Below are 26,607 nucleotides of genomic sequence, written 5' to 3' on the forward strand. Positions count from 1 at the left end.
ACGACACACCGACACACCATGAGCCAGACTACGACACCACAACGAACGGACGTCCGAGCGGTTCTGGACCGTGCCCGGACGGGACACGAATCCGTCGTCGACGACGACGCGCTCGACCGACTTGCAGACGAGGTCGAACGGAACCTGTACGACGGGGCAACCCGCGAGGAGACGTACGAGGCGGTCGTCGACGCAGCGAGTGCCCGCATCGAGCGCGACCCGGCGTACGACGCCGTCGCCGCCCGCGCCTTCCGCGAAGGCTACGAACACGAGGTGCTCGGCGACCACGACCGTGAGGACCGCGAGCAGGCCTACCGCGACTCCCTGCACGACCTCGTCGCCCGCGGCGTCGAGGCCGACCTGCTCGACGAGCGGATGGCCGACTACGACCTCGACCGCCTCGCCGACGCGCTCGTCCTCTCTCGAGACGACGACTTCGACTATCTCGCGATGGAGACGCTCTCCCAGCGGTACTTCCTGAAGACGAACGACGGCGAACGCCTCGAACTGCCGCAGGTCTTCTGGATGCGCGTCGCCATGGGCGTCGCCCTCCGCGAGGACCCCGACGAGCGCGAGGCCTACGCCGAGCAGTTCTACGAGGCCCTGTCGACGCTCCGGTTCGTCCACTCGACGCCGACGCTCTTCCACGCGGGGACGAGCCATCCACAGCTCTCGTCGTGTTATCTCACGACCGTCGCCGACGATCTCGACGACATCTTCCGCTCCTATCACGAACACGCGAAGCTCTCGAAGTGGTCCGGCGGTCTCGGCAACGACTGGACCAACCTCCGTGCCTCGGGCGCGCTCATCGAGTCGACGGGCGTCGAGTCGACGGGCACCGTCCCGTTCCTCAAAATTTCCAACGACGTGACCGCCGCCATCAACCGCTCGGGCAAACGCCGCGGGGCCGCCGCGGCCTACCTCGAATGTTGGCATCTCGACTATCCGGACTTCGTCGACCTCCGGCGCAACACCGGCGACGAACGCCGTCGCACCCACGACATGAACACCGCGGCGTGGATTCCGGACCTGTTCATGGAGCGCGTCGAGGCCGACGAGGAGTGGACGCTCTTCTCGCCGGACGAGGTCCCCGACCTGCACTCGACGTACGGCGAGGAGTTCGAAGAACTGTACCGCGAGTACGAACGGCAGGCCGAGGACGGCGAGCTTCGACAGTTCCGCACCGTCGACGCCGCGGACCTCTGGCGGAAGACCCTCACGCGCCTGTTCGAGACGGGCCATCCGTGGATCACGTTCAAAGACCCCTGTAACGTTCGCTCGCCGCAGGACCACGCGGGCGTCGTCAACTCCTCGAACCTCTGTACCGAGATCACGCTCAACACCAGCGACGAGGAGACGGCCGTCTGCAACCTCGGCTCGGTCAACCTCTCGAAGCACGTCGCCGACGGGGAGCTTCAGCGCGACCGGCTCGCCGACACCGTCGAGACGGCGATGCGGATGCTCGACAACGTCGTCGACCTCAACTTCTACCCGACGGAGAACGCCGAACGCTCCAATATGCGTCACCGACCCGTCGGACTCGGCGTCATGGGCTTTCACGACGCGCTGGTCGAACAGGACGTCCCGATGGCGAGCGACGACGCGCTCGCCGTCGCCGACGAGCTACAGGAGTTCGTCGCCTACCACGCCATCCTCAACTCCTCGCGGCTCGCGAAAGAGCGGGGCAGCTACGAGAGCTACGAGGGGTCGAAGTGGGACCGCGACCGCTTCCCGCAGGACACCCTCGACCTGCTCGAAGCCGAACGCGGCCGCGAGATCGCCGTCGACGCCGAGGAACGCCTCGACTGGGAGCCGGTTCGGGAACACGTCGCCGCCCACGGGATGCGCAACTCCAACACGATGGCGGTCGCGCCGACGGCGACTATCTCGACCATCGCTGGCACGACGCCCTCCATCGAACCGCGCTACTCGAATCTCTACGTCAAGTCGAATATGTCCGGGGACTTCACCGTCCTCAACGAGCGACTCGTCGCGGACCTGAAGCGCGAGGGGCTGTGGGGCGACGAGCTACGCGACCGCATCAAATACCACGACGGCTCGATTCAGGAGATCCACGAGATTCCCGAGTCCGTCCGCGAACTGCACCGCGGTGCGTTCGAGATCGACCCGCGGCACCAGCTCCGGCTCACAGCGCGCCGGGGCGTCTGGATCGACCAGAGCCAGTCGCACAACGTCTTCTTCCCGTCGACCGACGGCTCGCTCCTCGACGACGTCTACAAGACGGCGTGGCGGCTCGGTCTCAAGACGACCTACTATCTGCGGACGCTCGGCGCGAGCCAGATCGAGAAGTCGACGCTCGATATGCGCGAGTACGACGACACCCAGACGCGGAGCGAGGGTGTCGCTAGCGACGACACACATCGAGACGAGACTACGGCCGACGCGGCCGACACGGACGACGCCTGCGACCTCCCGAGCGTCGAAGACCCGACCTGCGAGTCCTGCCAGTAACTCCCCCTCCACACGACCATCCATGCCTATCATCGACACCGACAGCCAGCACGACCCGAACAAGATCCTCCCCATCGACTATCCGTGGGCCAGAGAGTACTACCGCGACGGCGTCGCCAACAACTGGGTGCCCGAGGAGGTGCCCATGCAGGACGACGTCAGCCAGTGGCAGGGCGACGCCCTTTCGGCCGAAGAGCGACAGCTCGTCGAGTGGAACCTCGGCTTCTTCTCGACCGCGGAGTCGCTGACGGCCAACAACATCGTCCTCGCGGTTTACGACTACGTCACCGCCCCCGAGTGTCGCCAGTATCTGCTCAGACAGGCCTACGAGGAGGCCATCCACACGGACACGTTCATCTACTGCTGTGACTCGCTGGGCTTCGAGCCGGACTACCTCTACGGGATGTACGACCGCGTGCCCGCAATCGAGGAGAAGGACGCCTTCGTCGTCGACCTGACCCGCGCCATCGACCGCGACGACTTCACCATCGACACCGACGAGGACGTCCGGGCGTTCCTCCGGGACCTCGTCGGCTTCTACGTCATCATGGAGGGCATCTTCTTCTATGCGGGCTTCGCGATGATGCTCGCGCTGAAACGCCGCGGAAAGATGGTCGGCGTCGGCGAGCAGTTCGCCTACATCATGCGCGACGAGTCGCTGCATCTCAACTTCGGCGTCGACCTCATCAACACCATCCGCGAGGAGAACCCCGGCGTCTGGACCGACGAGTTCGAAGCCGAGGTCGAGTCGCTGATCCGCGAGGCGGTCGACCTCGAAGCCGCCTACGCCCGCGGAGCCTGTCCCAAGGGCATCCTCGGCATGAGCGCCGACCAGTTCGTCGAGTACGTCGAGTACGTCGCCGACCGGCGGCTCCACCAGCTCGACATGGACGAGGTCTACGACACCGACAACCCGTTCCCGTGGCTCGCCGAGCAGGTCGACCTGAACAAGGAGAGCAACTTCTTCGAGCGGACGGTGACCGAGTACCAGTCCGGCGGGTCGCTGGACTGGTAGCCCGGCGAACCGCTGAACCGCCCCCCAGGCGAGCCATCCGCTCGGCCCGCACGTGCCGCAGGGCGTCAACTATACCCTCCTTCGGGACGCGCCTCTCGGTATGCGTCTCAGACACACGACTCCCCGCTCTTTCTCTCCCGGTGACTCTCGGAGGTGTCCCGCGTGAGCGACAGAACCGTCGTCGGCGTCGACGTCGGCGGGACGTTCACCGACGTCGTCCTGCTCCGCGACTCGGAACTCGTCACCGCCAAGGTGCCGAGCACGGCCGACCAGAGCGAGGGCGTCATGGCGGGCATCGAGAAGGCCTGCGAGAAGGCGGGCGTCGTCCCGAGCGACATCGACGACTTCGCCCACGCGATGACCGTCTCGGTCAACGCCCTCTTGGAGGAAGACGGCGCGGAGACGGTGCTCGTCACCACCGAAGGCTTCCGCGACGTCCTCGAGATCGGCCGCCAGGAGCGTCCCTCGCTGTACGACTTCGACGCCGACAAACCGGCACCGCTGGTCCCGCGCCGTCGCCGGTTCACGGTCGACGAGCGCGCGACGGCCGACGGCGTCACGCAGGCAGTCGACCCCGACGCCGTCCGCGACGTCGCTGCCTCGATTCGCGAGAGCGACGCCGAGACCGTCGCCGTCTGTCTGCTCCACGCCTACGCCCATCCGGAGAACGAGGAGGCCGTCGCGGACGTCCTCGACGCCGAACTCGACCTGCCCGTCTCCGTCTCCCACGAGGTCCTCGCGGAGTTCCGCGAGTACGAGCGGACCTCGACGACCGTCGCCGACGCCTACGTCACCCCGGCCATCGACCGCTACGTCGGCCGACTGGTCGAACGCGCGGCCGACGCGGGTGTCCCCGAACCGAGCGTGATGCAGGCCAACGGCGGAATCACCGACGCGACGACCGTGCGGACCCACGCGGTCCGGACCTGCATGTCCGGCCCGGCCGCGGGCGTCGTCGGTGCTCGCGCGAGCGTCGGCGACGTCGCCGCCGACCGTGACCTCGCCGGTCTCGTCACCTTCGACATGGGCGGGACGTCGAGCGACGTGAGTCTCGTCCGTGACGGCGCGGTCGAACAGACCACGGACGCCGAAATCAACGGCCGGCCCATCAAGACGCCGATGGTCGACGTGACGACCGTCGGAGCCGGTGGCGGCAGCATGGGCTGGGTCGACGCCGGCGGCGCGCTCCGCGTCGGTCCCGAGTCCGTGGGTGCCGAACCCGGACCGGCCTGTTACGGCCGTGGCGGGACCGAGCCGACCGTCACCGACGCGAACGTCGTCCTCGGCTACGTCGGCGAGAGCACCAGCCTCGGCGGCGAACTCTCCATCGACGTCGACGCCGCCCGCGACGCGCTCGCCAGTCTCGCCGACGAGGCGGGACTGGACGGGCCGCTCGACGCCGCTCGCGGCGTCTACCGCGTCGCCAACGCGACGATGACCCGCGCGATTCGCGCCGTCACGCTCGAACGCGGCTACGACCCGCGGAACTTCGGCCTCGTCGCCTTCGGCGGCGCGGGCCCGATGCACGCGGCCTCGCTCGCCGACCGCCTCGGCGTCGGCACCGTCGTCGTCCCCCGCGGCTGTGGGGTCCTCTCGGCGTTCGGCCTGCTCGCGGCCGACGAGAAACACGACGCCGTCCGGACCCGCCGCGAGTCGCTCGCAGACGTCGACGTCGAGGGAGTCGAATCGACGTACGCGGAACTCGAAGCTGCCGTCCGCGAGGAGTGTAGCGACCCCGACGCCGCCGTCCTCACGCGCAAAGCGGACCTCCGCTACGCGGGCCAGAGCTTCGAACAGACCGTCGCCGTCGACCGGCCGTTCGACCCCGAGACCGCCGAATCGCGGTTCCACACGGCCCACGAGGCCAGCTACGGCTACCGGATGGACGAGTCGGTCGACCTCGTCAACGTCCGCGTCGAGGCTGTCGTCGAGCGGCCTGACCCGGCCGTCAGCTACGACGCGCCCGGCGACGCCGTCGTCGACGAGCGCGACGCCTACTTCCCGGACGTCGACGGGCCACAGTCGACCACCGTCTACGCCCGCGAGCGACTTCCGCCGAGTGAGGTGGTCTCCGGCCCGGCGGTCGTCGAGAGCGACGAGAGTACCGTCGTCGTCCCGCCGACGTGGGAGGCGACGGTCCGTGCCGACGGCGCGCTCGCGCTCACGGGGGTGGACCGATGACGGGCTCGGAGTCGGACGACGAGACGGCCATCGACGCCGTCACGCTCGAAATCCTCCGCAACCAGTTCGAGAGCGTCGCCGAGGAGATGGGCCAGGTGCTCATCACCGGCTCGTACTCGCCGAACATCAAGGAGCGACAGGACTGTTCGACCGCGCTCTTCGACGCCGAGGGGCGGATGATCGCGCAGGCCGAACACATCCCGGTCCATCTCGGCGCGATGCCCGAGGCGGTCGAGGCCGTCCGCGACCGCGACCCGGAACCGGGTGACGTCTTCATGCTCAACGACCCCTTCGACGGCGGGACCCATCTCCCGGACGTGACGCTCGTCTCGCCGCTCGCACCGAGGGGAGAGATCGTCGGCTACGCCGTCTCCCGCGCCCACCACGCCGACGTCGGCGGGATGACGCCCGGCAGTATGCCAGCGGGTGCCCAAGAGATCTACCAGGAGGGACTCCGGCTGCCACCCGTGCGGCTCGTCACCGGCGGCGAGGTCGTCGAAGACGTCATGTCGCTCGTCCTCGCCAACGTGCGAACGCCCGACGAACGCCGCGCCGACCTCCGTGCACAGCTCGCGGCCAACGACCGCGCGGAGGAGCGGCTCGGCGACCTGCTCGACGAACACGGCGACCTCGTCCTCGACGCGTTCGACGCGGTCATCGACTACTCCCGCGAGCGCGTCACGGCCGAGATTCGCGACCTCCCCGACGGGACGTACACGGCGCGCGACGTGTTGGAGGGTGACGGCGTGCTCGAACACCGGTCGGGCGTCGACCCCGCAGACGTCGAAATCCCCATCGAGGCCGCCGTCACCGTCGACGGCGACGAGATCCACGTCGACTTCGCGGGCACAGCGAGTCAAGTCCCGGGCAACCTCAACGCGCCGCTCGCGGTCGCCAAGAGCGCGGTCTACTTCGTCGTCCGCGCGGTCACCCACCCGGAGATCCCGCCGAACCAGGGCTGTTACGACCCGGTGACGCTCGACGTGCCGGAGGGGTCGCTGCTCAACCCCGACCTCCCGGCGGCCGTCGTCGGCGGCAACGTCGAGACGAGCCAACGCGTCACCGACGTGGTGCTCGCGGCCTTCGGGACCGCGGTCCCCGACCGCGTCCCGGCGGGGAGCCAGGGGACGATGAACAACCTCATCGTCGGCAGTCGGACGGGGTCGTTCACCTACTACGAGACCATCGCGGGCGGCTTCGGCGCGCGGCCGACGAAAGACGGGATGGACGGCGTGCAGGTCGGTATGACCAACACGCTCAACACGCCCGTCGAGGCGTTGGAGACGGCGTACCCGCTCCACGTCGAACGCTACGGTCTTCGCCCCGACAGCGGCGGCGACGGCCGCTACCGCGGCGGACTCGGTATCGAACGGTCGGTGACGGTCCTCGAAGACGCGACCGTCTCGCTACTCACCGAACGGCGGCGCGTCCCCCCGAAGGGTCTCGCCGGTGGCGAGGACGGTGCGGTCGGCCGGAACCTCATCGACGGCGACCCGGTCGCCGCGAAGACCTCAGTCGACGTCGACGCCGACACCACGGTCACCGTCCTGACGCCCGGCGGTGGCGGCCACGGCGACCCGGCAGACCGGGACCCGACCCTTCGCGACCGAGACCGCAGCGACGGAAAAGTCGACGACACGGCGGGGGAGCAGTGACGTGACGCCGCCCGACCCGACACACCACGGCGAGCGGCTCCGGCTGGGTGTCGTCGTCCCCTCTTCGAACACGACGGTCGAACCCGAGTTCGCGGGCTGGACGCCCGCGGACGTCTCGGTCCACGCGGCGCGGATGCCGCTCGTCGACGTGACCGTCGAGGGACTCGACGCGATGGCCGACGACGCGGCCGACGCGGCCGCACGGCTGGGCGACGCCGAGGTCGACGCCGTCGCCTACGCCTGTACGACGGGGAGTCTCGTCCACGGCCACGGCTTCGACGCCGAGTTGGAGACCCGACTCGCCGACGCAGCAGGCGTCCCGGCGGTCGCGACGGCACTCTCGGTCCGGCGGCTGCTCGACGCGTTGGACGCGACGCGCCTCGCCGTGGCGACCCCGTACGTCGCCGAGTTGAACGAACGAGAACGCGAGTATCTGGCAGAAGCCGGGTTCGACGTCGTCCGCCTGGACGGACGGGGAATCGAGCGCAACACGGACATCGGACGACTCACGCCGAGCGACGCCCGACGTCGACGCCCTGTTCGTCTCGTGTACGAACTATCCGACGCTCGCCGCTGTCGACGAGCTTCGCGACCGGCGTCCGGTGGTCACGAGCAACCTCGCGACGCTCTGGGACCTCTGTCGGGTGACCGGTCTCGATAGCGACGGGCTGCCCGGAGCACTCCCCTCGCCGACGCTCGGCTGAGCGGCTCAGTCCACGGACTCGGCGTCGAACGCGTCGAGTTCCTCGACCTCCGGCCGTTCGCCGTCCTCGACGTCCAGCCCGTCGGTAATCCGGTCGATGCTCTCCAGGTCGAGCAGTTCGCGCGTCTCTTCGTCGAAGCCCTTGGATTCGAGACCGGCACTCTCCTGCACGTCGCTCCCGCTCAGATGTTTGCCGTAGCGGCCGACGAGCGAGGTGAGTTCTTGGGGCAACACGAACGTCGTCGACTCGCCCTGGCCGATCTTCTCCAGGGTCTCCATCCCCTTGTCGATGACCGCGCGCTCGCCCATCGACTGGGCGGCTTTGGCGCGAAGCACCGTCGAGATGGCGTCACCCTGTGCTTCGAGGATCTGCGCCTGTTTCTCACCCTGTGCGCGGATGATGTTCGACTGCTTGGCCCCCTGGGCCTCCTCGACGGCCGAGCGGCGTTCGCCCTGCGCTTCGAGAATCATCGCGCGGCGACGACGTTCGGCGGAGGTCTGCTGCTCCATCGCGTCCTCGACGCCCGCGCTGGGTTTGACCTCCCGCACCTCGACCGATTCGACGCGGACGCCCCACGGGTCGGTCGGGCCGTCCAACTGCTCGTGGATGCGGCTGTTGATCTCCGTGCGGCGGCTGAGGGTCTCGTCGAGTTCCATGTTGCCGATGACGGCCCGGAGCGTCGTCTGTGCGAGATAGGAGACGGCGTTCTTGTAGTCCTCGACTTCGAGGAAGGCCTTCTTCGCGTCCATCACCTTGACGTAGACGACGGCGTCGGCGGTGACCGGCGAGTTGTCCTCGGTGATGGCCTCCTGTTGGGGGACGTTCAGCGTCTGGGTCCGCATGTCGAACGCGTAGGTGCGGGAGACGAACGGCGGGATGATGGTGATGCCCGGTTCGAGGACGCGGCGGTACTCGCCGAAGATCGTCAGGACACGCTTCTCGTAAGCTTGGACGATCTCGACCGCGCTGACGACGGTCGCGACCAGGAGGATGAGGAGGAGGAGACCGACGACCGTGGCGGGCGGGAGGAAGGCCAGGGCGACCAGGCCGACGAATACCAGCCCCACGGTGAGGGCGGTCAGGGTCGGAAACTCGCCCGCGGTCATGCGGCCGAGTTGGCGGAAGACGCTCGTCATGACAGCCCCTTCTCGTCGGTGGGTGTTACGTTTTTCTCCGTTGACACTCGTCGGCCGTTCGTGACAAGCCTACGACACGGGGCCATCGGGCTTTTGTCCGTCGGCCGTGACATTCCAGATATGCGTGCAAAAGTCGACGTCGAGGACCTCTTGAAGATCGTCCTCGTCCTGGTCATCGTCTGGTTCGCCCTCGAAATCGTCGGCGGCGTCCTCGGACTGCTCGGGGATCTGCTCGGCCCGCTGCGGCCGTTGCTCGGCATCCTCATCATCGGTCTCATCGTGCTGTGGTTCTTCGACCGCATCTGAGATTGAGACGGAACGCGAACGCTTTCTCCTCGGCGAACGGATAGTCCGAGATGTCCTCTAGACGCACGTTCCTCCGACAGCTCGGCGGTGCTGTCGCCCTCGGTACGCTCGCGACGACCGCTGGCTGTACGGTTCCGCCGTGGATTCAGGCGGGTGCCTCCGGCAGCGGCTTCGAAACCCGCGAGACTGCACTCTCCCGCGACACGTTCGACGACTACGTCGCTCGCATGGCCGACCGCTACGGCGACGGCGGCGTGTGGGGACTCGGCGACGAACCCGACGACGCCGACACGACGTTCGTCGGCGCGTGGACGAGACAGCTGACGACCGGCGACGGCCACGACGACGGTACCGGCACGCTGATTCTCGCCGACTTCGCCGTCGTCTGTCACCGCCTCGGACCGCGAGACGACGCGGACGGCCAGCGTCACCGGTACTGGCTGTGGGCCGCGGCCGCGCCGACCGCGTCGCCGACGGCCGACATCCCGTTCGGTCGTCGCTCCGTCACGCCCGAACTCCGGACGCTCGGTGTCGGCGTCGCGTTCAGCGACGACAGCATCCGCGCCACCAGCCCCGACCGCCCGGTGACGACGCCGGGCGTGGTCGACCTCGCGGCCGTCTCGTCCGGCAGCGACGGCCTCGTCGGACGGTTCCCGCTCGCGACCGGGACGGTCCAGCCGGAGGCGTCCGTGACGTGGGACGGAGATGATGGGGAGACGGACACCGAGGGAGACGACGCGGGGACAGACACTGACGGCTACGCCGTCGAGTGGACGGGCCGTCACCGCGGCAGTCAGTCGCTCAACGCAGTCTGTCTCACGGTTCGCCCCGCCGACGCCGACCCGGAGACCGTCTCGTTCACGATGGGGAGCCGGCTCGCGGCGGTCGGCTATCTCTGAGTCGACTGGCGACACCGACAGCTACAAACTGTCGCTCCGGCACCTTCGTCCGTGTACAGTCTGAACGTCCCCGTTCCGGGTGCGGTCCAGCGACTCGCCGCGGAGCTGCATCCGCGGCTCACGGCGTTCGAGACGGTCCGCGAGCGGTACACGCTCGTCGTCAAACGGCTCGGCGACGCCGGTGAACCAACCGCCGCGACCGCGCTGCCCAGACTCCGCGAACAGCTCCGCGGCCCGCTCGCGGACGTGGCTCCCTTCGACGCCCGAATCACGGGCATCGACTACTTCGAGCGGCCGACCCGCGGGACCGGCCCGGTCGTCTACCTCGCCGTCGACAGCCCCGCCCTCGCCGCGCTCCACGAGCGGTTGTGCAACGAGTTCGACCCCATCGACGGGCTGGAGGGCGAGGACTACGTGCCGCACGTGACGCTCGCCCGCGGCGGCTCCGTCGCCGACGCGGAGGCGTTGGCCGCGCTCGACGTCGAGGAGACCACGTGGACCGTCCGAAAACTGGACCTCTGGACGACCGAATTCAGAGAGTCGGCGGCGACGATTCGCCTCTCGGGCTGAGGATTACTGCCGCGACTGCAGCCGCATCCCCATCGGCTCGCGGGGATGCATCGTCAGGGAGCCGCGCAGCGAGAACGGCTCGTCGCGGAGGTAGTCGAGTTCGAACTCCTGGACCACCGAGGCGACGATGAGTTTCGCCTCCAGCATCGAGAACTGCTTGCCGATGCAGTGGCGGGGACCGCCGCCGAACGGGAAGTAGGCGAACCGCGGCCGCTCCTTCCGTCGCTCGGGCAGCCAGCGGTCGGGGTCGAACTTCTCCGGCTCCGTGTACCACCGTTCGGACCGGTGGACGACCCACTGCGGGAGCATGACGCCCGACCCCTCGGGGACGCGGTAGCCGCCGAGGCGGACGTCGACCTTCGGCTCGCGGAACATCGTGTAGACCGGCGGATAGAGCCGCATCGTCTCCTGGAGCACGCGGTCGGTGTATTCGAGTTTCCGAGCGTCGGCGGCCGTCGGAGACTTACCACCCAGGACCTCGTCGACCTCCTGTTGGATGCGCGCCTCGGCGTCGGGATGCTGTGAGAGGAGATACCAGAAGTACGTCAGTGTCAGCGCGGTCGTGTCGTGGCCCGCGAGCAGCATCGTCATCATCTCGTCGCGGAGCTGTTTGTCGGTCTGCTCGCCGCGGTCCTGTGCGCGGAGGAGAATCGAGAGCAGGTCCATCGGCTCACCGTCGTCCCGGTCAGTGTGGTCGTACTCCGTCCCGCGACGCTCTTCGACGATGTCGTCGATGATGCCCTCGATGGTCGCAATCGCGCCCTTGTAGTCGCGGTTCTCCCGCGTCGGTGCCCAGTCGGGGACGATGACGCGCATCGGGTTCGGCTCGAAGCGCGCGCCGAGGGGTTCGAGGTTCTCTTGGACCACTTTGATACGCTCTTCGTCGAGCGAGGAGCCGAGCATCGCGTCGACGATAATCTCGACGGTGAGCCGCGCCATCTCCAGCTGGATGTCGACGACGTCGCCCGCCTGCCAGTCGGCGAGCATCCCTTCGGTCTTTGCGGTCATCATCTCGCCGAGTGTCGAGATACGGGCGGGGTTGAACGCGGGTTGGGCGAGCTGTCGCTGCTTGCGCCACTCCGCGCCGTCGCTGAGGAGCAGCCCGTTGCCGAGCAGGTCGCCCATCGCCTCGTCCTGGAAGGAGGGCTTGCTGAACTTCGCGTCCTCGGTCACCAACACCTGCTCGATGTCGTCGGGGTTGGTGAGCATGTAGACGGGCATCGGCCCGAGGTCGAAGTGGACCACGTCGCCGTAGGCGTCCGCACAGGCCGTCATGAACGAGAAGGGGTCCTTGGAATACTGGTTGCTGTTCCCGAAGACGGGGACACCCTTCGGTCCAGGGGGCTGGATACTCATCGACTGTTTGTTGGGCCGCACGACAATGAATGGCTCGTCTGCAGACGTCGTTGCTGGATTCACGCTCACAACGGGTTCGCCCGGCTCACGCACCGCGTACCAAGACGACGTTGCCCGGGACGTCGTGTACGACCCGTTCGGTGACGGTCCCGAAGGGGATTCGAGCCCCCTCGGCTCGTCCCGAGACGCCGACACAGACGGTGTCGAACTGGCGACTTGCTTCGACGACTGCCCGCCCGACGTCGTCGGCAACGACGACCTGAACGTCGTACTCGCTGGGGTCGAGTCCCGCCGCCTCGGCGGCGTCGACGACGATAGACCGTCCTCGTTCTTCGGCGTCCGACTCGTCCGTCCCTCGGGACGGTTGGACGTTCAGTAGGGTCGGGACCGTCCCGTCGACGGCCGCGAACTCGACCGCTTGGTGTGCGACGACCGGCGCGTTGTGGCCCGGGGCGATGAGTGCCACCGGCGTCCCGACGGTCTCGCGTCTGAGGTCGACGAGCGAGACGTCACAGCGGGCGTTCCGGACGACCGAGTCGCCCGTCGCGCCGAAGACGTGGCCGTCGCGGTCGAGCGTTCCGTCCCAGCCGAGGACGACCTCGTCGGCTGCCTCCTCTTCGAGGACGTCGAGTATCGCCTCGCCGACGTCGGGAGCGACCACCGCCCTCGTTCGGAGGGTGACGTCCATCTGGGCAGCGATGTCGTGGGCGTTTTCGAGCAGGTCACGCTGGTGCTTGGCGCGGTCGGCCTCGACGTTCTGGTACGGTGAGGGGTTGGCTGGTGTGACGTTGACCGCGACGAGTTCGGGCGTCCCACGGTCCGCGTTGGCGTGCGCGCTGGCCGCCGCCAGACGGAGGAGTCCGTGCTGTGTCGCCGGATTCGAAACCGGGACGACCACGCGGAACGGCTCAGCCGGCGTCCCGCGAATCGCCTCGCCGAGGAGCCCTTCGCTCACGACCCGCCCCCGGGTGTAGGTCGCGTACCAGACGACGCCGAAGGCGACGATGCCCGACCCGATGACGATGACGACGGTCGCCATCTGTGAGACGACGACGAGCGACAGCACCACACCCAGTATCGGGACGGCCGGGTAGAGCGGCCGTGGAAGGGCGAACGAAGGGTCGTAGCCGTCCGGGTCTGCCCGCCGGAAGACGACGAGCGAGACGTGGACGAGCGAGTAGGCGACGAGGAAGCTGAAGCTCGCCGCCTCTGCGAGCAGTGCGATGATCGTCTCCACTTCGAGGCCGGCGAGGATCAGCAGTGTCGTCACGCCGCCGGTGGCGGCGATCGCTCGGTGGGGCGTGTAGAACCGGGGGTGGCTCACGTTGAACCAGTCGGTCACGACGCCGTCTCTCCCCATAGCGTAGATGACTCGCGAGGCTGCGAGTATCGAGGAGTTCGAGCTCGATATCGCCGCGATGATGGCGGCGAAGACGATGGCGACCACCCCCGCTGGACCCAGGTAGACGACGGCTACGTCCGAAACCGGGATGGGCGAGTCGCCGAGCGACTCGAAGGGAATCACCCCCGTACTGACGAGCATGACGAGGACGTAGAGTATCGTCACCAGCACCACCGAGAGGATCATCGACAGCGGGATGGTTCGACTGGGGTTCTTGATCTCGCCCGCGACGGTGGCGATGATCTCGAAGCCGAGAAAGGAGATGAAGACGATACCGGTCGTGGCGACGACACCGCCGGCTCCGAAGGGGGCGAACGGTTCGAGGTTTCCGGGGTCGATGAAGAACACGCCGACGGCGACGAAGACGAGGATGATGGCGGTCTCGACACCGATGGTGACGTTCTGGAAGGCACTCGACTCCTCGGTACCGTAGTAGTTGACCCCGAGGAGGAGGACCAACCCGACGAGCCCCAGACCGACGACGAAGAGTCGCCCGTCGAGGAACGGAATCGGTTCGACGAGATACTGCCCGAAGCCGATCATGTAGAACGCACTCGCGAACATGAGTCCCGTCCACATGCCCCAGCCGACGACCGACCCGAAGAGCCCGCCGAGGGCGCGGTTGACGTAGTGGTAGCTCCCACCGGCGATGGGCATTCCTGTCGCCAACTCGGAGAGCGACAGTGCCGCGAGCAGCGCGACAAAGCCGGCGATGGCGTAGGAGAGCGCGCTCGCGGGGCCGGCGGTTTCGGCGGCGATGCCCGGGAGGATGAATATCCCCGCACCGATCATCGTCCCGCCGCCGAGCGTCATCGCCTCGACGAAGCCCAGCGTCCGTTCGAGTTCACCGCCCTCGAGGCTCATCTGTCTCTGCTCCGTCTCGTGGCGTGTGGGTTCATTCGACGTCCCTCACGATGAGCGCCGGTGGTTCGAGCGCGTCGACGATCCCCGAGAGGACGTCTCCGATGATGCGCTCGCGGAGCGAAGGCTCGCTCTCGCCGAGGACGACGAGGTCGTACTGCACGCCAAGTTCGACGATGTCGGTCTGTGGGTCGCCGCCCTCTGCGAGCCGCCAGTCGACCCGGTCGCGGTCGACCCCGTACTCGACCAGCCGGTCGACAGCACCCATGAGGAGGAGTTCTCCCTGACTCGGGTCGGCGTCTTCCGCGACCGAGTGGAACAGGGTGGCAGTCTCGTCGCCCGCCAGCAGCAGGTCGGCGACGACGGCGAGGATTCGGTCGAGGTTCACGTCCCCGCGGAGCGGGACGAGGATGCGGTCGACGTCCGTCGAACGGCCGGCCGCCAGCACCGCGTCGCAGTCGTACTCCTCGGCGACGCGGTCGATGGTGGCCTCACGGTCGTGTGTAAAGACGAGTACCTCGGATAGACCGCCGTGGTCGTCGGCGATGGCGTCCAGGCGGTCTGCGGCCTCGGAGCCGTGCTGGTCTCTGACCAGTGCCGGTTCGGCCTGGTCCGGCACCGGAAAGTAGCCGAGGAGGACCACCTCGACGGCACCGAGGTGGTCGAGGACGTCGAGGGCGGGCGGTTCCGCCTCCGAGATATCGACCGGGACGAGGATTGTCAAATTTTCGATACTGACCGTCATGGCTCCACTATTCCCGCCCAAATCGCTTCAATCCTTCGCGGGGTTGCATCCCCGACGAGGCTCGCTCGTAGTCCAGAACGTGGCGGTTCGGCCGTCGCACGGGATTCGGCCATCAGCCTCGCCGAAGTGTCGCTGTGTCTCCCGGGAGTAACGAAGTCACACGCCGAATCGAACGACGCCGCTACGGCTTCGGCGGCGGCCCGTCGTAGGCAGCGTGGTCGGTGTAGAAGTTCATCATCGCGAACTTCAGCTTGTCCGGGCCGATGTCGATGAGTTCCTCGCGCTCCTCGGGCGGGAAACTTCCGCGAACGCTGTACTTGCCCATGTCGTTGTTCGTGTACCGTTTGTCCAGGAGGACGCGAACCCCGAAGTCGTCGGGCGAGCGAATCACGCGACCGAGTGCCTGTCGCGTCTTGCGAATCGTCGGAATCTCGACGGCGTACCGCCAGCCAGCTTCCTTCGAGCGGTCCGAGTAGGCGCGGTCGTAGGCGTCCTGCACCGCCTCCATGCGCTCGGAGAGATGCGGATAGGGGACGCCGACGACGGCGACCGTCCGGGCGTCGTCGCCGTCGAAACTGACCCCTTCCGCGAGCGTCCCCCACAGCGAGGTGAACAGCGCGCCGTTGTCGCTGGTGACGAAGCCCTGCCGCAGGTCTTCGGTGGGCGTCCCGGCCTCGTCGAGGAAGAACTCCGTTCGCCTGTCGCCGTCGACGAGGCCCTGCCCGCCGCCGAGCCGTTCGTAGTAGCGTTCGGCCTCCGCGTAGGAGGGGAAGAAGAGCAGCGCGTTGCCCGGCGTAAAGCGGATGACGTCGCGGAGCGTCGCCGTGACGGTCTCTTGGGTCTCCCGCTCGCCGCGGGCGCTGGCGAACAGTGCCGGGCCCTCGACGGCGTAGGTGCGGCGGTTCTCCTCCGGGTACTCCAGTCCGTAGGCGAGCGTCGCCACGTCGTCGAGACCGAGGACGTCCTCGGTCACGTCGAACGGGCGGATGGTCGCGCTCATCAGGACGCTGGCGTAGACCTCCTCGAACAGGCCCTTGGTCACTTCTCGGGGGATACAGGTGTAGAGTTCCGCGCGGCCGTAGATCTCCTCGGTGCCGCCGTCACGACGGACCGAACACATCGGATGCTGGCCGAGTTTGCCGCCGTCGTCCATCCACGCCGCGATGAACGCCGCGGCCTGCTGGGTCTGACACTCCTTGCGCGTCGTCGTCTCGCCGTCCTTGTACGCCTGCTCGTAGTCCTCGTCGAGCGACTTGCCGAGCTGGAGCGCGAGTTCGACCTCTTTGTCGATACCGCGGCCCTCGTAGTTCTGGAGGAAGCTCATCGTCAGGTCGTCGCGACGCTCGTCGCTGGCGATACTGACGTCGTGCCAGTTGTCGCCGACGTCGTCGCGCTCGTAGGACGGGAGGTTCTCCTCGTAGGTCGACTTCAGCGCGCGGCAGAACGCGCCGATGACGTTGCGAGCGAACTCGGCGCGGGAGTCGTCGACGTCGTCGAGTTCGTCGAGCGCGCTCTCCAGGGTGTTCTCGGTCAGCGTGCGGGTGGCGTGGTCCCGCGCCGCCGACTCGATGTTGTGCGCCTCGTCGAAGACGGTGATGACGTCCTCGGGGTCCCGGTCGAGCCACCGGAAGAACTGCTCGCGGATCATCGGGTCGAGTAGATGGTGGTAGTTACAGACCACGAGGTCGACGCCCTCCATCCCTTCCTTCAGCAACTCGTAGCCACAGAAGCCCTGCTCCTCGGCGTACTCGTAGATGTCGTCCGGGGTGCGGACGTCCTCGAACAGCCAGTCGAAGAAGTCGCCGGTGTCCTCGACGAGGTTGTTGTAGTAGTAGTCACAGACGTTGCTCGACTCCATGTCCTCCAGCTCCTGGTCGATGGTGTCGAGTTCGTCCACGACGGCACTGCGGGCCTCCGCAGCGTCCTCGTCGCCGCTGCGCATCCGGTCGAGGAGGGCCTGCTCGCGCTGTTTCAACTCCGCCTTGTCGGCGCGTTTCTCGACGACGCTGCGGGTCGTATCGCGCAGGGTCTGACACTCCTGGTAGCCCACGTCGATGTGACACATCGAGGCCTTGCCCTTGAAGACGACCGCGCGAATCGGCTTCTGCTTGGTGATGGCGCGGGCGTCGGCGACGAACTGTCGCATCTGCTGGTGGACGTTGGTCGTGATGATGACGGTCTTGTCCTCCTCGCGGGCGTGGTAGAGGGCGGGGACGAGCGCGGAGAGGGTCTTGCCAGTACCGGGCGCACCCTCCAGGAGGACGTCCTGCTGGCGCGCCAGCGAGTTGGCGATGCGGTCCATCGCCTCCTCCTGGTTCGGGTAGGGCGCGTCGTAGGGGAAATACTGCAGATGTCCGGTCGAGTCAGCCACTACGCGAGGTTGGTCGTCATCGGGGTAAAACCCTCGGGAAGCGGGGTGGAAGTGAACCGGCGTTGGAGCAGAGAAGTTCACGCGCTGCCGATATCAAACTATCTCCCCGGTGCGTCGCGCCTGCCGTGCCGACCTAGCGTTTTGCCGGTTCTCGGTGAATCGTGGTATACGATGTCAACCAAAACCATGACACCGACTGTCACACCGACCGAACAGCGTGCTTGGAAAGGCGGTCTCGCGGCCGGACTCGCCGGGGGAGCCGTGATGGGTGTCATGCTCACGACGATGATGACGCCGGTCATCGAGGTCGCGATTCCCGCGATGTACGGTCTCTCCGGCGGCGCGGCGGGCTGGGTCATCCACATGAGCCACTCGGCGATTCTCGGGGTCGCCTTCGTCGGACTCGCGAACGCGCTCGGCGTCGGCGAGGGGCTCCCGAAGAGTGTCGGGCTGGGTGTCGCCTACGGGGTCGTCCTCTGGATACTCCTCGCAGCCCTCGTCATGCCGGTCTGGCTCGGTGCGGTCGGCTTCGCGGGCGCGCCCCCGCTGCCGAACTTCAACCCGACGAGCCTCGTCGGCCATGTCGTCTACGGCGGCGTCTTGGGCGCCGTGTTCCCGTTCGTTCGGGAGCTGTGAAACAGCCGACTGTGTAACATCGCGGATTTTTCTCGCGTTCCATGCCGTGCGACTGGAGCGACCGGAGCGACTGGAGCGACCGGAGCGACCGGAGCGACTGCACTTCTCCCGGCCACCGACGGCGCGCGCTGGCGTGACCTCCGTGTCACGCCATGTGCGCGAGGGACGACTGAGCGAGTGAAGCGAGCGAAGGAGTCGGCTGGGGAGGGTGTGGCGTCTCGGAGCGCGAGCAGCCGTCGTCGTCTCGCTACTACTGTTGCTGGCGGAGCGAGAGACTGCATAGCTACCGCTGACGCTGCGTAGTCCAACGTCAAATAGAAGTGAATCGCCGAAAGGGACCTACTCCATCAACTCGACGAGCAGCCCCTTCTGGGCGTGCAGGCGGTTCTCTGCCTGGTCCCAGACGAGCACGCGGTCGGACTCCAACACGTCGTCGGTGATCTCCTCGCCGCGGTGGGCGGGGAGACAGTGCATCACGACCGCGTCGGTCTCGCTCAGCAGGTCCATGTTGACCTGATAGCCGTCGAAGGCGGCCAGCTTCTCCGCGCGCCGGTCCTCCTGACCCATGCTGACCCAGACGTCGGTGTAGAGCACATCTGCATCAGAGACGGCCTCGACCGGGTCTTCGACGACTTCGGGAGCATGTCCCAACTCGTCGGCGCGTTTGAGGACGGCGTCGCTCATGCCGTACTCCGGCGGGGTGCAGACCGTGAGGTCGATGCCCGCCAGCGCGCAGCCGAGGACGAACGACTGGCCGACGTTGTTGCCGTCGCCGACCCACGTCGCCTGCACGTCGTCGAAGCCGTCGAAGGCCTCTCTGATGGTCAGCAGATCAGCCAGCGTCTGACACGGATGGGCCTCGTCGGTCAGGCCGTTGACGACGGGCACGTCCGAGTAGGTCGCGATCTCCAGCAGGTCGGCGTGGTCGAACAGCCGTGCCATCACCACGTCGACGTAGCGCGAGAGGACGCGCGAGGTGTCTTTCAGCGGCTCGCCGTGGCCGAGTTGGATGTCCTCGGGACCGAGGAAGATGGCGTGGCCGCCCAGCTCGGTCATCCCGGTCTCGAAGGAGATGCGCGTCCGCGTCGAGGGCTTCTCGAAGAGCATCCCCATCGTCGTCTGCGGCAGTTGGGTGTCATCCGCGCCGGATTTCTGTGCCTCCGCGCGGTCCAAGACGGTCTCCAGGTCCTCGGGCGAGAGCGTGTCGATGTCGACGAGATGGTCGACGTCCAACATCACTCGTCACCTCCGAGGCGTTCACACACCGAGACGAGGACGTCGATAGAGGTGTCGTACTCGTCGAGCGGGAGATGTTCGTTGGGCGCGTGGTCGAGGTCCGAGTCGCCCGGGCCGTAGGTGACCATCGGGCAGTCCCACTCGCCCGCGAAGACGTTCATGTCGCTCGTGCCGGTCTTCCGGAGCAGGCGGGGGTCGCCGCCAGCCTGGCGGATGGCGACGCGGAACGCCCGAGCCACGTCGGTCCGGGGGCTCATCATCACCGGCGGCACGGAGTCGTACCAGCGGACGGTCCCGCCGTTGAGTTTCGAGTCCGCGATCTCGCGCACTTCGTCGATGGTCATCTCCGGAGGGACGCGGAACTGGATGTCCATCGTCGTCTCGACGGAGAGACCGTCCTCGGTCGTCCCGCCCGACATCGTCACGGGCTTGCAGGTGACGCGCTCGAAGACGGGCGTCCACTCGTCGGTCTCGAAGGCGTCTTCGACCTTCCGCCACCAGTCCAACCCGTCCTGAATCGCATTGTTCTCCGGACGGGAGGTGTGTCCCGATTCGCTCGTGGCGACGTAGGTGCCCGCGAGCAGGCCACGGTAGCCGAGCGTGATGCCCTCCCAGCCGCTGGGTTCGCCGTTGACGACCGCGCCGGGCGCGTCGCGGCCCTCTTCGACGACGTGGAGCGAGCCGCGGGAGTCGACCTCTTCGCCAACAACTCCAATAAAGCTCATGCCGGTCTCGACGGCCGCGACGGCCATCGCCGCCAGCGGGCCAGTCGCGTCGACGCTGCCGCGACCCCACAGCGACGCCCCGGAATCACCCTCGCCGTCTTTCACTTCGACGGGGATGTCGCCGGGGACGGTGTCAATGTGAGAGGTCAAGAGGACGCGGTCGTCGGCGGGTGCGCGCACGTTGCCGACGTCGTCGATCCAGACCTCGCGGTCGTGAGACTCGAAGTAGTCGACGAGCACCTGCGCTGCCGCCTCCTCCTCGCCCGACACCGACGGCGTCGAGACGAGGTCGAAGAGCAGTTGGCGCGCCTCGGTGTCGATGGCTTCCTCGGTCTGTTCGGTGAGCTTGACGGTACTCATTTGAGCACCTCTGTCAGCGCGTCCGTCATGCGGTCGGCGTGGCTCTCGTCGATGACGAGCGGCGGCAGGAGCCGAAGCACCGACCGACCCGCGGGCAGCGCGAGAATCTGCTCGTTGAGCGCGAGCTGTTTGAGCAGCCTATTGGCACCGCGCTTGACCTCGATGCCGACCATCAGGCCCTGGCCGCGCACGTCGCGGACAGGCAGGTCGTGCTCTTCGGCTGCTGTCTGGATATTCTCCATCAGATAGTCGCCGAGCTCCCCTGCGTGCGCCGGCAGGTCCTCTTCGACGATGGTGTCGAGGGTCGCGTTCGCCGCGGCGGAGACGACCGGCCCGCCCGAGAAGGTCGAGCCGTGGTCGCCGAAGTCCTCGGTAATCCAGTCGGCACAGAGCGTCGCTCCCAGCGGGAGGCCGTTGGCGATGCCCTTCGCGGCCGTCAGCATATCCGGGACGACACCGGCCTGTTCGCAGGCCCAGAGCGTTCCCGTCCGGCCGACGCCGGTCTGAATCTCGTCGAAGACGAGCGCGGCACCCGCATCTTCGGTCACTTCGCGGGCGTGTTCGAGATAGTCGACCGTCGCGGGGTGGATTCCACCCTCACCCTGGACGGGTTCGAGGAAGACCGCGGCGGTTTCGTCGTCGACGGCCTCGGCCAATTCTTCAGAATCGCCGTAGGTGACGAACTCGATGTCGCCGGCGAGCGGCTCGTAGGGCGCTTTGTACTTCTTCTTCCACGTCATCGCCAGCGCGCCCATCGTGCGGCCGTGGAAACCGCGCTTCGTAGCGACGATTTTCGAGTTGCCCGTGGCTGCGCGGGCGAACTTCATTGCCGCCTCGTTGGCCTCCGTCCCGGAGTTACAGAGCCAGACGTTGTCCAAATTCCCTGGCCCGAGCACCGAGAGCTTCTCGTAGAGTTCGGTGCGGACGTCGACGGGGTACGAGGCCTGCACGTAGGTCAGCTTCTCGGCCTGCTCCTGAATCGCTTCGGTGACTGCGGGATGGGAGTGGCCGAGCGGTGTGACGGCGTAGTTCGCGCCCATGTCGAGGAACTTCGTGCCCCGGTCGCTGTAGAGATACGGCCCCTCACCGGACTCGATGGTGATGGGCTTCTCGTTGAAGACGAAACCGCTCATTACTGCTCGACCTCCTCTGCATCGACCAGCACGCCGGGTTCGACGTGCGTACCGCCGCCCTGCAGTGCCGTCGTGATGGGGTCACGGACGTTGGCGTCGGCGACGATGACCTTCGCGGCCCCGCCTTCGAGTGCCTCCGTGGCCGCCATGACCTTCTTCGTCATGAAGCCCTCGGCGGCGTCTTTGAGTGCATCCAAATCCGCGGGCGTCGTCGCCGACGAGATGAGGCTCTCGGGGTCGTCGATGTCGGCGTAGACGCCCTCGACGTCGGTGAGGACGACGAGTTCCGCGCCGAGCGCGCCCGCGACGGCGGCGGCCGCGCGGTCGGCGTCGGCGTTCACGGGAACGCCGTCGTCGGCGAGCATCGGGACGGTCGCGACGGGCGTGTAGCCGTCGTCGAGCAGCGTCTCGAGGAGTTCGGTGTTGACGTCGGTAATCTTCCCCGAGTGGTCACCGCGCTTGATTTTCTTCTTCCCATCTTCGACGACGCGGACGGCCGACTTGCGCTTGCCAGTCAGCAGCCCGCCGTCGACGCCGGAGAGGCCGAGCGCGTCGACGCCGGCCTCACGCAGGGTCGCGGTGAGTTCCGTGTTGAGCTTGCCGGGCATCACCATCGTGAACACCTCCATCGTACGCTCGTCGGTGAACCGTCCCGAGACGCCCGACGGCGTCTCGACGTAGGTCGGCTCCTCGCCGAGTTCTTCGAGCGTCTCGTCGACGGCCGTCGACCCGCCGTGGACGACGACGACCTTGCGGCCGTTGGCGACGAGATGCGCGATGTCTCCGACCGCCCCTTCCGGGTTGACGGCGCGCGCGCCGCCGATCTTCACGACGACTGGCGGCTCTCGCGGCTCGCCCCCGTCCGTGTAGAGGCAATCTTGAGCCTGTGCGTCGATGAGGTCGTCGTGTGCGGCGAGGAGGTCCTCGCGCGTGTAGTGTGTCATTGGTGTTCTCCTGTCGTCTGGCTAGGGAGCTCCGACAGGGTGGAAGCCGGTGAACTCCAACCCGGCTGTCTCTTCGAGACCGAGCGCGACGTTGGCGGCGTGGACCGCCTGCCCGGCCGAGCCTTTCATCATGTTGTCGATGGCCGAGAAGACCACGAGCCGCTTGTTCGACGGGTCGACCTCGAAGCCGACCTCGCCGAAGTTCGTGCCGGCGACGGCCTTCGGCTCGGGGTAGCGGTAGACGCCACCGCCGCCCGAGGCCATCCGCATGAACGGCTCGTCGTCGTAGCTCTCTCTGTACGCCCCCCACATATCGCCCTTCGAGACGGGGCCGGTGGGGAAGACGTGACAGGTCGCGGACGCACCGCGAATCATGTCCACCGCGTGGACGGTGAACGACACCGAGAGGCCGAGGAACTGCTCGATCTCGGCCTCGTGGCGGTGGCCGGTCGGCGCGTACGGACGGACGACGCCCGAACGCTCGGCGTGGCTCGATGCCTTGCCCGCGCTCGCGCCACCCTCCGAGGAGCCGACCTTCACGTCGACGACGACCTGCTCGTCGCCCTCGAGGATACCGGCGTCGAAGAGCGGCTTCAGGCCGAGCACCGTCGCCGTCGCGTTACAGCCGCCCGCCGCGATGAGGTCCGCACCGGGCAGGTTCTCGCGGTTGATCTCGGGAAGTGCGTACTCCGACTTTTCGAGGTATTCGGGACAGCTGTGGCCGTCGTACCACTCGTCGTACTGTTCTTCCGAATCGAGACGGAAGTCCGCCGAGAGGTCGACGACGGTGTCCGCGGCGTCCTGAAAGGCGTCGATGTGCTGCATCGAGACGCCGTGCGGCGTCGCGGCGAACAGCACGTCCACGCTTTCGAGGTCGGTGGGGTCGCTGAAGCGCGTGTCCAGATGGCGGAGGTTCGGGTGGACCGAGCCGAGCGTCTTCTTCTCGTACTCCCGAGAGGTCGCCTGTGCGATCTCGAACTCGGGGTGGCCGTCGAGCAGGCGGAGCAGTTCCCCGCCCGTGAAGCCGGAGCCGCCGACGACGGCGGCCGAGAGTGTGTCCGTCATGCGGAGACCTCCGTGGCCTCGCCGTTCGCTTCGGCGGCCTTCGCTTCCAGCCAGTCGACGACTGCGGCGGGCACGTCGGCGGTGTCGCCGACGGCGTCGTTCAGTGCCTTGAACTCCACGGTGTGGTTGACCTCGTGGACGGTGTAGTCGTCACCCGTCTCCATGAGGTCGATCCCGAGCAGACCGCCGCCAACGGCGTCGCTCGCCTTCTCGACGAGTTCGAGCGCGCGGTCGTCGAGGTCGAACGCTTCGACGGTCGCACCCTTCGCGGCGTTGGTCAGCCAGTGGTCCGACGAGCGGACCATCGCGGCGACGGGTTCGCCGTCGGTCGCCAGGACACGAATATCACGGCCCGGCTTCTCGACGAACTCCTGGATGTAGAAGACCTTGTGCTCGTAGTGGCCGAGCGTGGCCTTGTGCTCCAGGATGGCCTCGGCGGCACTCTCGGAGTCGATCTTGGCCATCAGCCGTCCCCACGAGCCGACGACCGGCTTCAGGACACACGGATAGCCGAAGTTCTCGATGGACTCCATCGCGCTCTCTTTGGTGAACGTGACGTCCGTCTTCGGCGTGGGGACGCCCGCCTTCGCGAGCGCGAGGCTGTTCTTGGCCTTGTCCGCACAGATGTCGGCCGTCTCGGGGCTGTTGACGACAGTCACGCCGTAGGCGTCGAGGAACTGCGTCGCGTAGAGCGACCGCGAGGTCGAGAGACAGCGGTCGACGACGATATCGAGGTCGTCGACCGGTGCGGTCGTCCCGTCGAGGCTGAATCGATGCTTGCGGACGTCGATCTTCGTGACCTCGTGGCCACGATCGCGAAGCTCCGAGAGGAGAAGCTTCTCGTCCTTGCGAATACGGGAGTAGAGGATACCGACGTTCACGCGGACCACTCCTGTTGGGTCAGTCGGCGCTGTGAGTTCGTGCCGTGCAATTTACTCCCCCCAGTCCTCTTCGAGCTCCGGGGCTCGGTCGAGGACTGGCGGGTTGACGTCGAGCACTTCCAGTTCCGCACCGCAGGTCCCACAGTCGATGATCTCTCCTGTCTCCAGGTCGTCTGCGAGGGTGACGTCGGCCCCGCATTCGACGCATTCTGCTTCGGTCATGGTGTACTCCTGCGTTCGGTGTTCGATACCATAAACCCATCGAAGTTATCAGAAAATTAACAGAAACTGCAGGCTACGCTACGGGGAGTTAGAAGGCCTGTGTCCGCCGTGTCTGAATTTACTGTCGGAATTCAGAGTGTATTAGATGTCCCCGAACGGGGACGGTGGCTGCGGTCGTGGCGGCCGCGGTCGTCGGCCACCCACGACAGCGCCGTCCGGTCGTCGGGGTCGGAGTCGTCGAAGTCGTCGAAGAAGGGTCGGCTCACTCATACGTGCTCACCTCGTCGGCCAGCGTCTCGGCGGCCGCGACGAGCGCGTCCTGCCGGTCGGCGAGTGCCTCCGTGTCGGTGGCGAGGTCCTGTTCCGCCGCGTCGAGGTCTGTGGCGACCGCCGACGGGGCAGGCCCGCCCTGTGAGTCACGGGACGCGACGCTCTGGGCCGGGTCGAGCGCGGCCTCGACGGCGTCGCGGGTCACGTATTCCCATAGTGAGGCACCTAATACCTCCTCTGCGACAGCGTCAAGTGTTGCGACGCTCGGATTCTCGCCCTCCGCTTCGGCGGCTGCCTCGGCGACGACCTCGTGGGCCGTCCGGAAGGGCAGCCCCGCCATCGCCAGCAGGTCGGCGACGCCGGTCGCCGTCGAGAAGCCGTCTGCGGCCTCGTCGGCGAGGGTCTCGTCGTTCCACGTCGCCGTCGCCACCGCACCGGCCGCGACGTCAGTCGCGTTCGCCACGACGTCGACGGCGTCGAAGGCGTGGCCGTGCGCACGCTGCAGGTCGCGGTTGTACGCACGGGGAAGCCCCTTCAGCGTCGTGAGCAGCCCGGTGAGGTCGCCGACGACGTCGCCGGCACTGCCCCGGACGAGTTCGAGCGTGTCGGGGTTCTTCTTCTGGGGCATGATCGACGAGGTCGACGAGTAGTCGTCCGAGAGGTCGACGTAGCCCTTGTTCGCGAAGATGATCACGTCCTCCGCCAGCCCCGAGAGCGTCGTCGCGTGCGTCGCAAGCGCGGAGAGGGTCTCCGCGAGGAAGTCGCGTGCGGAGGAGGCGTCCATCGAGTTCGAAAGGACAGAATCGAACCCCAGCAACTCGGCCGTGCGCTCGCGGTCGACGTCGAACGGCGTGCCTGCAAACGCGGCCGCGCCGAGCGGCGACTGGTTGATGCGGTCGTAGGCGTCCAGCAGCCGAGCGGTGTCGCGGGCGACCGCCGCCTCGTACGAGAGGAGATAGTGTGCCACGGTCGTCGGCTGGGCGGGCTGGAGATGGGTGTAGCCGGGCATCACCGTCTCGGTGTGCTCCGCTGCGGTCTCCACCAGTGCCTCACGTAGCGCGAGGGTATCCTCGACGACTTCGAGGACGTCGGCGCGGAGCTGGTAGCGGATACAGGTCGCCACCTCGTCGTTGCGCGAGCGGGCGGTGTGCATCTTCCCGCCGTCGGGACCGACGCGCTCGATGACCGCGGACTCGATGGCCTCGTGGACGTCCTCCCCGTCGGGGAGTGCCTCGTGACCAGCGTCTTCCACGTCGTCGAGCGCGGTCAGAATCTCGCCGGCGACGTCGTCGTCGACGATATCCTGCTCGGCGAGCATCACGACGTGCGCGCGGTCGACCGCCAGGTCGGCGGCGAAGATGCGCTCGTCGGCCGCGAGGCTGGAGAGGAACCCCCGCGCGGGGCCGCCGCTGAAGCGGTCGCGGCGGATGACCCCCGAGCCTGCGGATTCCTCGTCACTCAT

22 protein-coding genes and 1 pseudogene are annotated in these 26,607 nt (G+C 67.3%); 9 read left to right on the forward strand and 14 right to left on the reverse strand.

Annotated features, from left to right (window positions below; genetic code table 11):
* The first annotated feature begins 18 nt into the window (after positions 1-18).
* The 5 genes and pseudogenes from BLR57_RS00595 to BLR57_RS00615 all read left to right on the forward strand — a co-directional run bounded on the left by BLR57_RS00595 (position 19) and on the right by BLR57_RS00615 (position 8,027).
* Positions 19-2,472: a ribonucleoside-diphosphate reductase subunit alpha gene (locus BLR57_RS00595; RefSeq protein ID WP_089695422.1), complete on the forward strand. Its 2,454-nt coding sequence runs from the start codon at positions 19-21 to the stop codon at positions 2,470-2,472.
* A gap of 22 nt (positions 2,473-2,494) precedes the next feature.
* Positions 2,495-3,487 carry a ribonucleotide-diphosphate reductase subunit beta gene (locus BLR57_RS00600; RefSeq protein WP_089693101.1) on the forward strand — a complete coding sequence of 331 codons (993 nt, stop codon included), beginning with the start codon at positions 2,495-2,497 and terminating at the stop codon, positions 3,485-3,487.
* A 162-nt stretch (positions 3,488-3,649) separates the two neighbouring features.
* Positions 3,650-5,668 carry a hydantoinase/oxoprolinase family protein gene (locus BLR57_RS00605; RefSeq protein ID WP_089693103.1) on the forward strand — a complete coding sequence of 673 codons (2,019 nt, stop codon included), beginning with the start codon at positions 3,650-3,652 and terminating at the stop codon, positions 5,666-5,668.
* Positions 5,665-7,323 carry a hydantoinase B/oxoprolinase family protein gene (locus tag BLR57_RS00610; protein ID WP_089693105.1) on the forward strand — a complete coding sequence of 553 codons (1,659 nt, stop codon included), beginning with the start codon at positions 5,665-5,667 and terminating at the stop codon, positions 7,321-7,323. The genes BLR57_RS00605 and BLR57_RS00610 overlap by 4 nt, the downstream gene beginning before the upstream one ends.
* A gap of 1 nt (position 7,324) precedes the next feature.
* A pseudogene (locus BLR57_RS00615) lies at positions 7,325-8,027 on the forward strand (maleate cis-trans isomerase family protein).
* 5 nt (positions 8,028-8,032) lie between these two features.
* On the opposite strand, the gene BLR57_RS00620 reads toward BLR57_RS00615, so the two are convergent.
* The gene (locus BLR57_RS00620) at positions 8,033-9,163 is read right to left on the reverse strand and encodes an SPFH domain-containing protein (protein WP_089693107.1); all 1,131 of its coding nucleotides are present in this window, start codon (positions 9,161-9,163) and stop codon (positions 8,033-8,035) included.
* Positions 9,164-9,283: 120 nt separating this feature from the next.
* Here BLR57_RS00620 and BLR57_RS00625 point away from each other — a divergent pair, with 120 nt between their 5' ends.
* The 3 genes from BLR57_RS00625 to BLR57_RS00635 are packed head-to-tail and all read left to right on the forward strand — an operon-like array spanning position 9,284 to position 10,938.
* On the forward strand, positions 9,284-9,469 hold the full coding sequence (locus BLR57_RS00625) for a DUF7554 family protein (protein ID WP_089693110.1): 186 nt from the start codon (positions 9,284-9,286) through the stop codon (positions 9,467-9,469).
* A 50-nt stretch (positions 9,470-9,519) separates the two neighbouring features.
* Complete coding sequence (locus tag BLR57_RS00630; protein WP_089693112.1) at positions 9,520-10,368, forward strand: hypothetical protein; 849 nt, start codon at positions 9,520-9,522, stop codon at positions 10,366-10,368.
* Between the two features lie 51 nt (positions 10,369-10,419).
* Positions 10,420-10,938, forward strand: coding sequence for a 2'-5' RNA ligase family protein (locus BLR57_RS00635; protein WP_089693113.1), 519 nt, complete (start codon positions 10,420-10,422; stop codon positions 10,936-10,938).
* 3 nt (positions 10,939-10,941) lie between these two features.
* Here the strand turns inward: BLR57_RS00635 and BLR57_RS00640 are convergent, their stop codons facing one another.
* The 4 genes from BLR57_RS00640 to BLR57_RS00655 form a co-directional block, all read right to left on the reverse strand.
* The gene (locus tag BLR57_RS00640) at positions 10,942-12,294 is read right to left on the reverse strand and encodes a cytochrome P450 (RefSeq protein ID WP_089693115.1); all 1,353 of its coding nucleotides are present in this window, start codon (positions 12,292-12,294) and stop codon (positions 10,942-10,944) included.
* Positions 12,295-12,379: 85 nt separating this feature from the next.
* A complete protein-coding gene (locus tag BLR57_RS00645; RefSeq protein WP_089693117.1) occupies positions 12,380-14,560 on the reverse strand; it encodes an amino acid permease in 2,181 nt (726 codons plus the stop codon).
* Between the two features lie 31 nt (positions 14,561-14,591).
* Positions 14,592-15,302 (reverse strand): hypothetical protein, encoded by a 711-nt coding sequence (locus tag BLR57_RS00650; RefSeq protein ID WP_089693119.1) that lies wholly within the window; start codon positions 15,300-15,302, stop codon positions 14,592-14,594.
* Positions 15,303-15,483: 181 nt separating this feature from the next.
* A complete protein-coding gene (locus tag BLR57_RS00655) occupies positions 15,484-17,673 on the reverse strand; it encodes an ATP-dependent DNA helicase (RefSeq protein WP_089693121.1) in 2,190 nt (729 codons plus the stop codon).
* A gap of 171 nt (positions 17,674-17,844) precedes the next feature.
* Here BLR57_RS00655 and BLR57_RS00660 point away from each other — a divergent pair, with 171 nt between their 5' ends.
* Positions 17,845-18,309 carry a histidine kinase gene (locus BLR57_RS00660; protein WP_089693123.1) on the forward strand — a complete coding sequence of 155 codons (465 nt, stop codon included), beginning with the start codon at positions 17,845-17,847 and terminating at the stop codon, positions 18,307-18,309.
* 339 nt (positions 18,310-18,648) lie between these two features.
* On the opposite strand, the gene argF is transcribed toward BLR57_RS00660, so the two are convergent.
* The 9 genes from argF to argH form a co-directional block, all read right to left on the reverse strand.
* Positions 18,649-19,545, reverse strand: a complete 897-nt coding sequence (gene argF, locus BLR57_RS00665) for an ornithine carbamoyltransferase (RefSeq protein WP_089693125.1) — start codon at positions 19,543-19,545, stop codon at positions 18,649-18,651.
* On the reverse strand, positions 19,545-20,630 hold the full coding sequence (locus tag BLR57_RS00670; protein WP_089693126.1) for a [LysW]-lysine hydrolase: 1,086 nt from the start codon (positions 20,628-20,630) through the stop codon (positions 19,545-19,547). Before BLR57_RS00670 ends, argF begins: the two co-directional genes overlap by 1 nt.
* The gene (locus BLR57_RS00675) at positions 20,627-21,763 is read right to left on the reverse strand and encodes an aspartate aminotransferase family protein (protein ID WP_089693128.1); all 1,137 of its coding nucleotides are present in this window, start codon (positions 21,761-21,763) and stop codon (positions 20,627-20,629) included. The genes BLR57_RS00670 and BLR57_RS00675 overlap by 4 nt, the downstream gene beginning before the upstream one ends.
* Complete coding sequence (locus tag BLR57_RS00680; protein WP_089693130.1) at positions 21,763-22,707, reverse strand: acetylglutamate/acetylaminoadipate kinase; 945 nt, start codon at positions 22,705-22,707, stop codon at positions 21,763-21,765. The genes BLR57_RS00675 and BLR57_RS00680 overlap by 1 nt, the downstream gene beginning before the upstream one ends.
* Before the next feature lie 21 nt (positions 22,708-22,728).
* A complete protein-coding gene (argC, locus tag BLR57_RS00685; protein ID WP_089693132.1) occupies positions 22,729-23,772 on the reverse strand; it encodes an N-acetyl-gamma-glutamyl-phosphate reductase in 1,044 nt (347 codons plus the stop codon).
* Positions 23,769-24,653, reverse strand: coding sequence for a lysine biosynthesis protein LysX (lysX, locus tag BLR57_RS00690; RefSeq protein ID WP_089695425.1), 885 nt, complete (start codon positions 24,651-24,653; stop codon positions 23,769-23,771). The genes argC and lysX overlap by 4 nt, the downstream gene beginning before the upstream one ends.
* 51 nt (positions 24,654-24,704) lie before the next feature.
* Positions 24,705-24,875 (reverse strand): lysine biosynthesis protein LysW, encoded by a 171-nt coding sequence (gene lysW / locus BLR57_RS00695; RefSeq protein ID WP_089693134.1) that lies wholly within the window; start codon positions 24,873-24,875, stop codon positions 24,705-24,707.
* A gap of 131 nt (positions 24,876-25,006) precedes the next feature.
* Positions 25,007-25,141, reverse strand: a complete 135-nt coding sequence (locus tag BLR57_RS19825) for a hypothetical protein (protein WP_280140429.1) — start codon at positions 25,139-25,141, stop codon at positions 25,007-25,009.
* On the reverse strand, positions 25,138-26,607 hold the full coding sequence (gene argH / locus BLR57_RS00700) for an argininosuccinate lyase (RefSeq protein ID WP_089693136.1): 1,470 nt from the start codon (positions 26,605-26,607) through the stop codon (positions 25,138-25,140). The genes BLR57_RS19825 and argH overlap by 4 nt, the downstream gene beginning before the upstream one ends.

The sequence above is a fragment of the Halogranum gelatinilyticum genome, assembly GCF_900103715.1.
Classification (GTDB): domain Archaea; phylum Halobacteriota; class Halobacteria; order Halobacteriales; family Haloferacaceae; genus Halogranum; species Halogranum gelatinilyticum.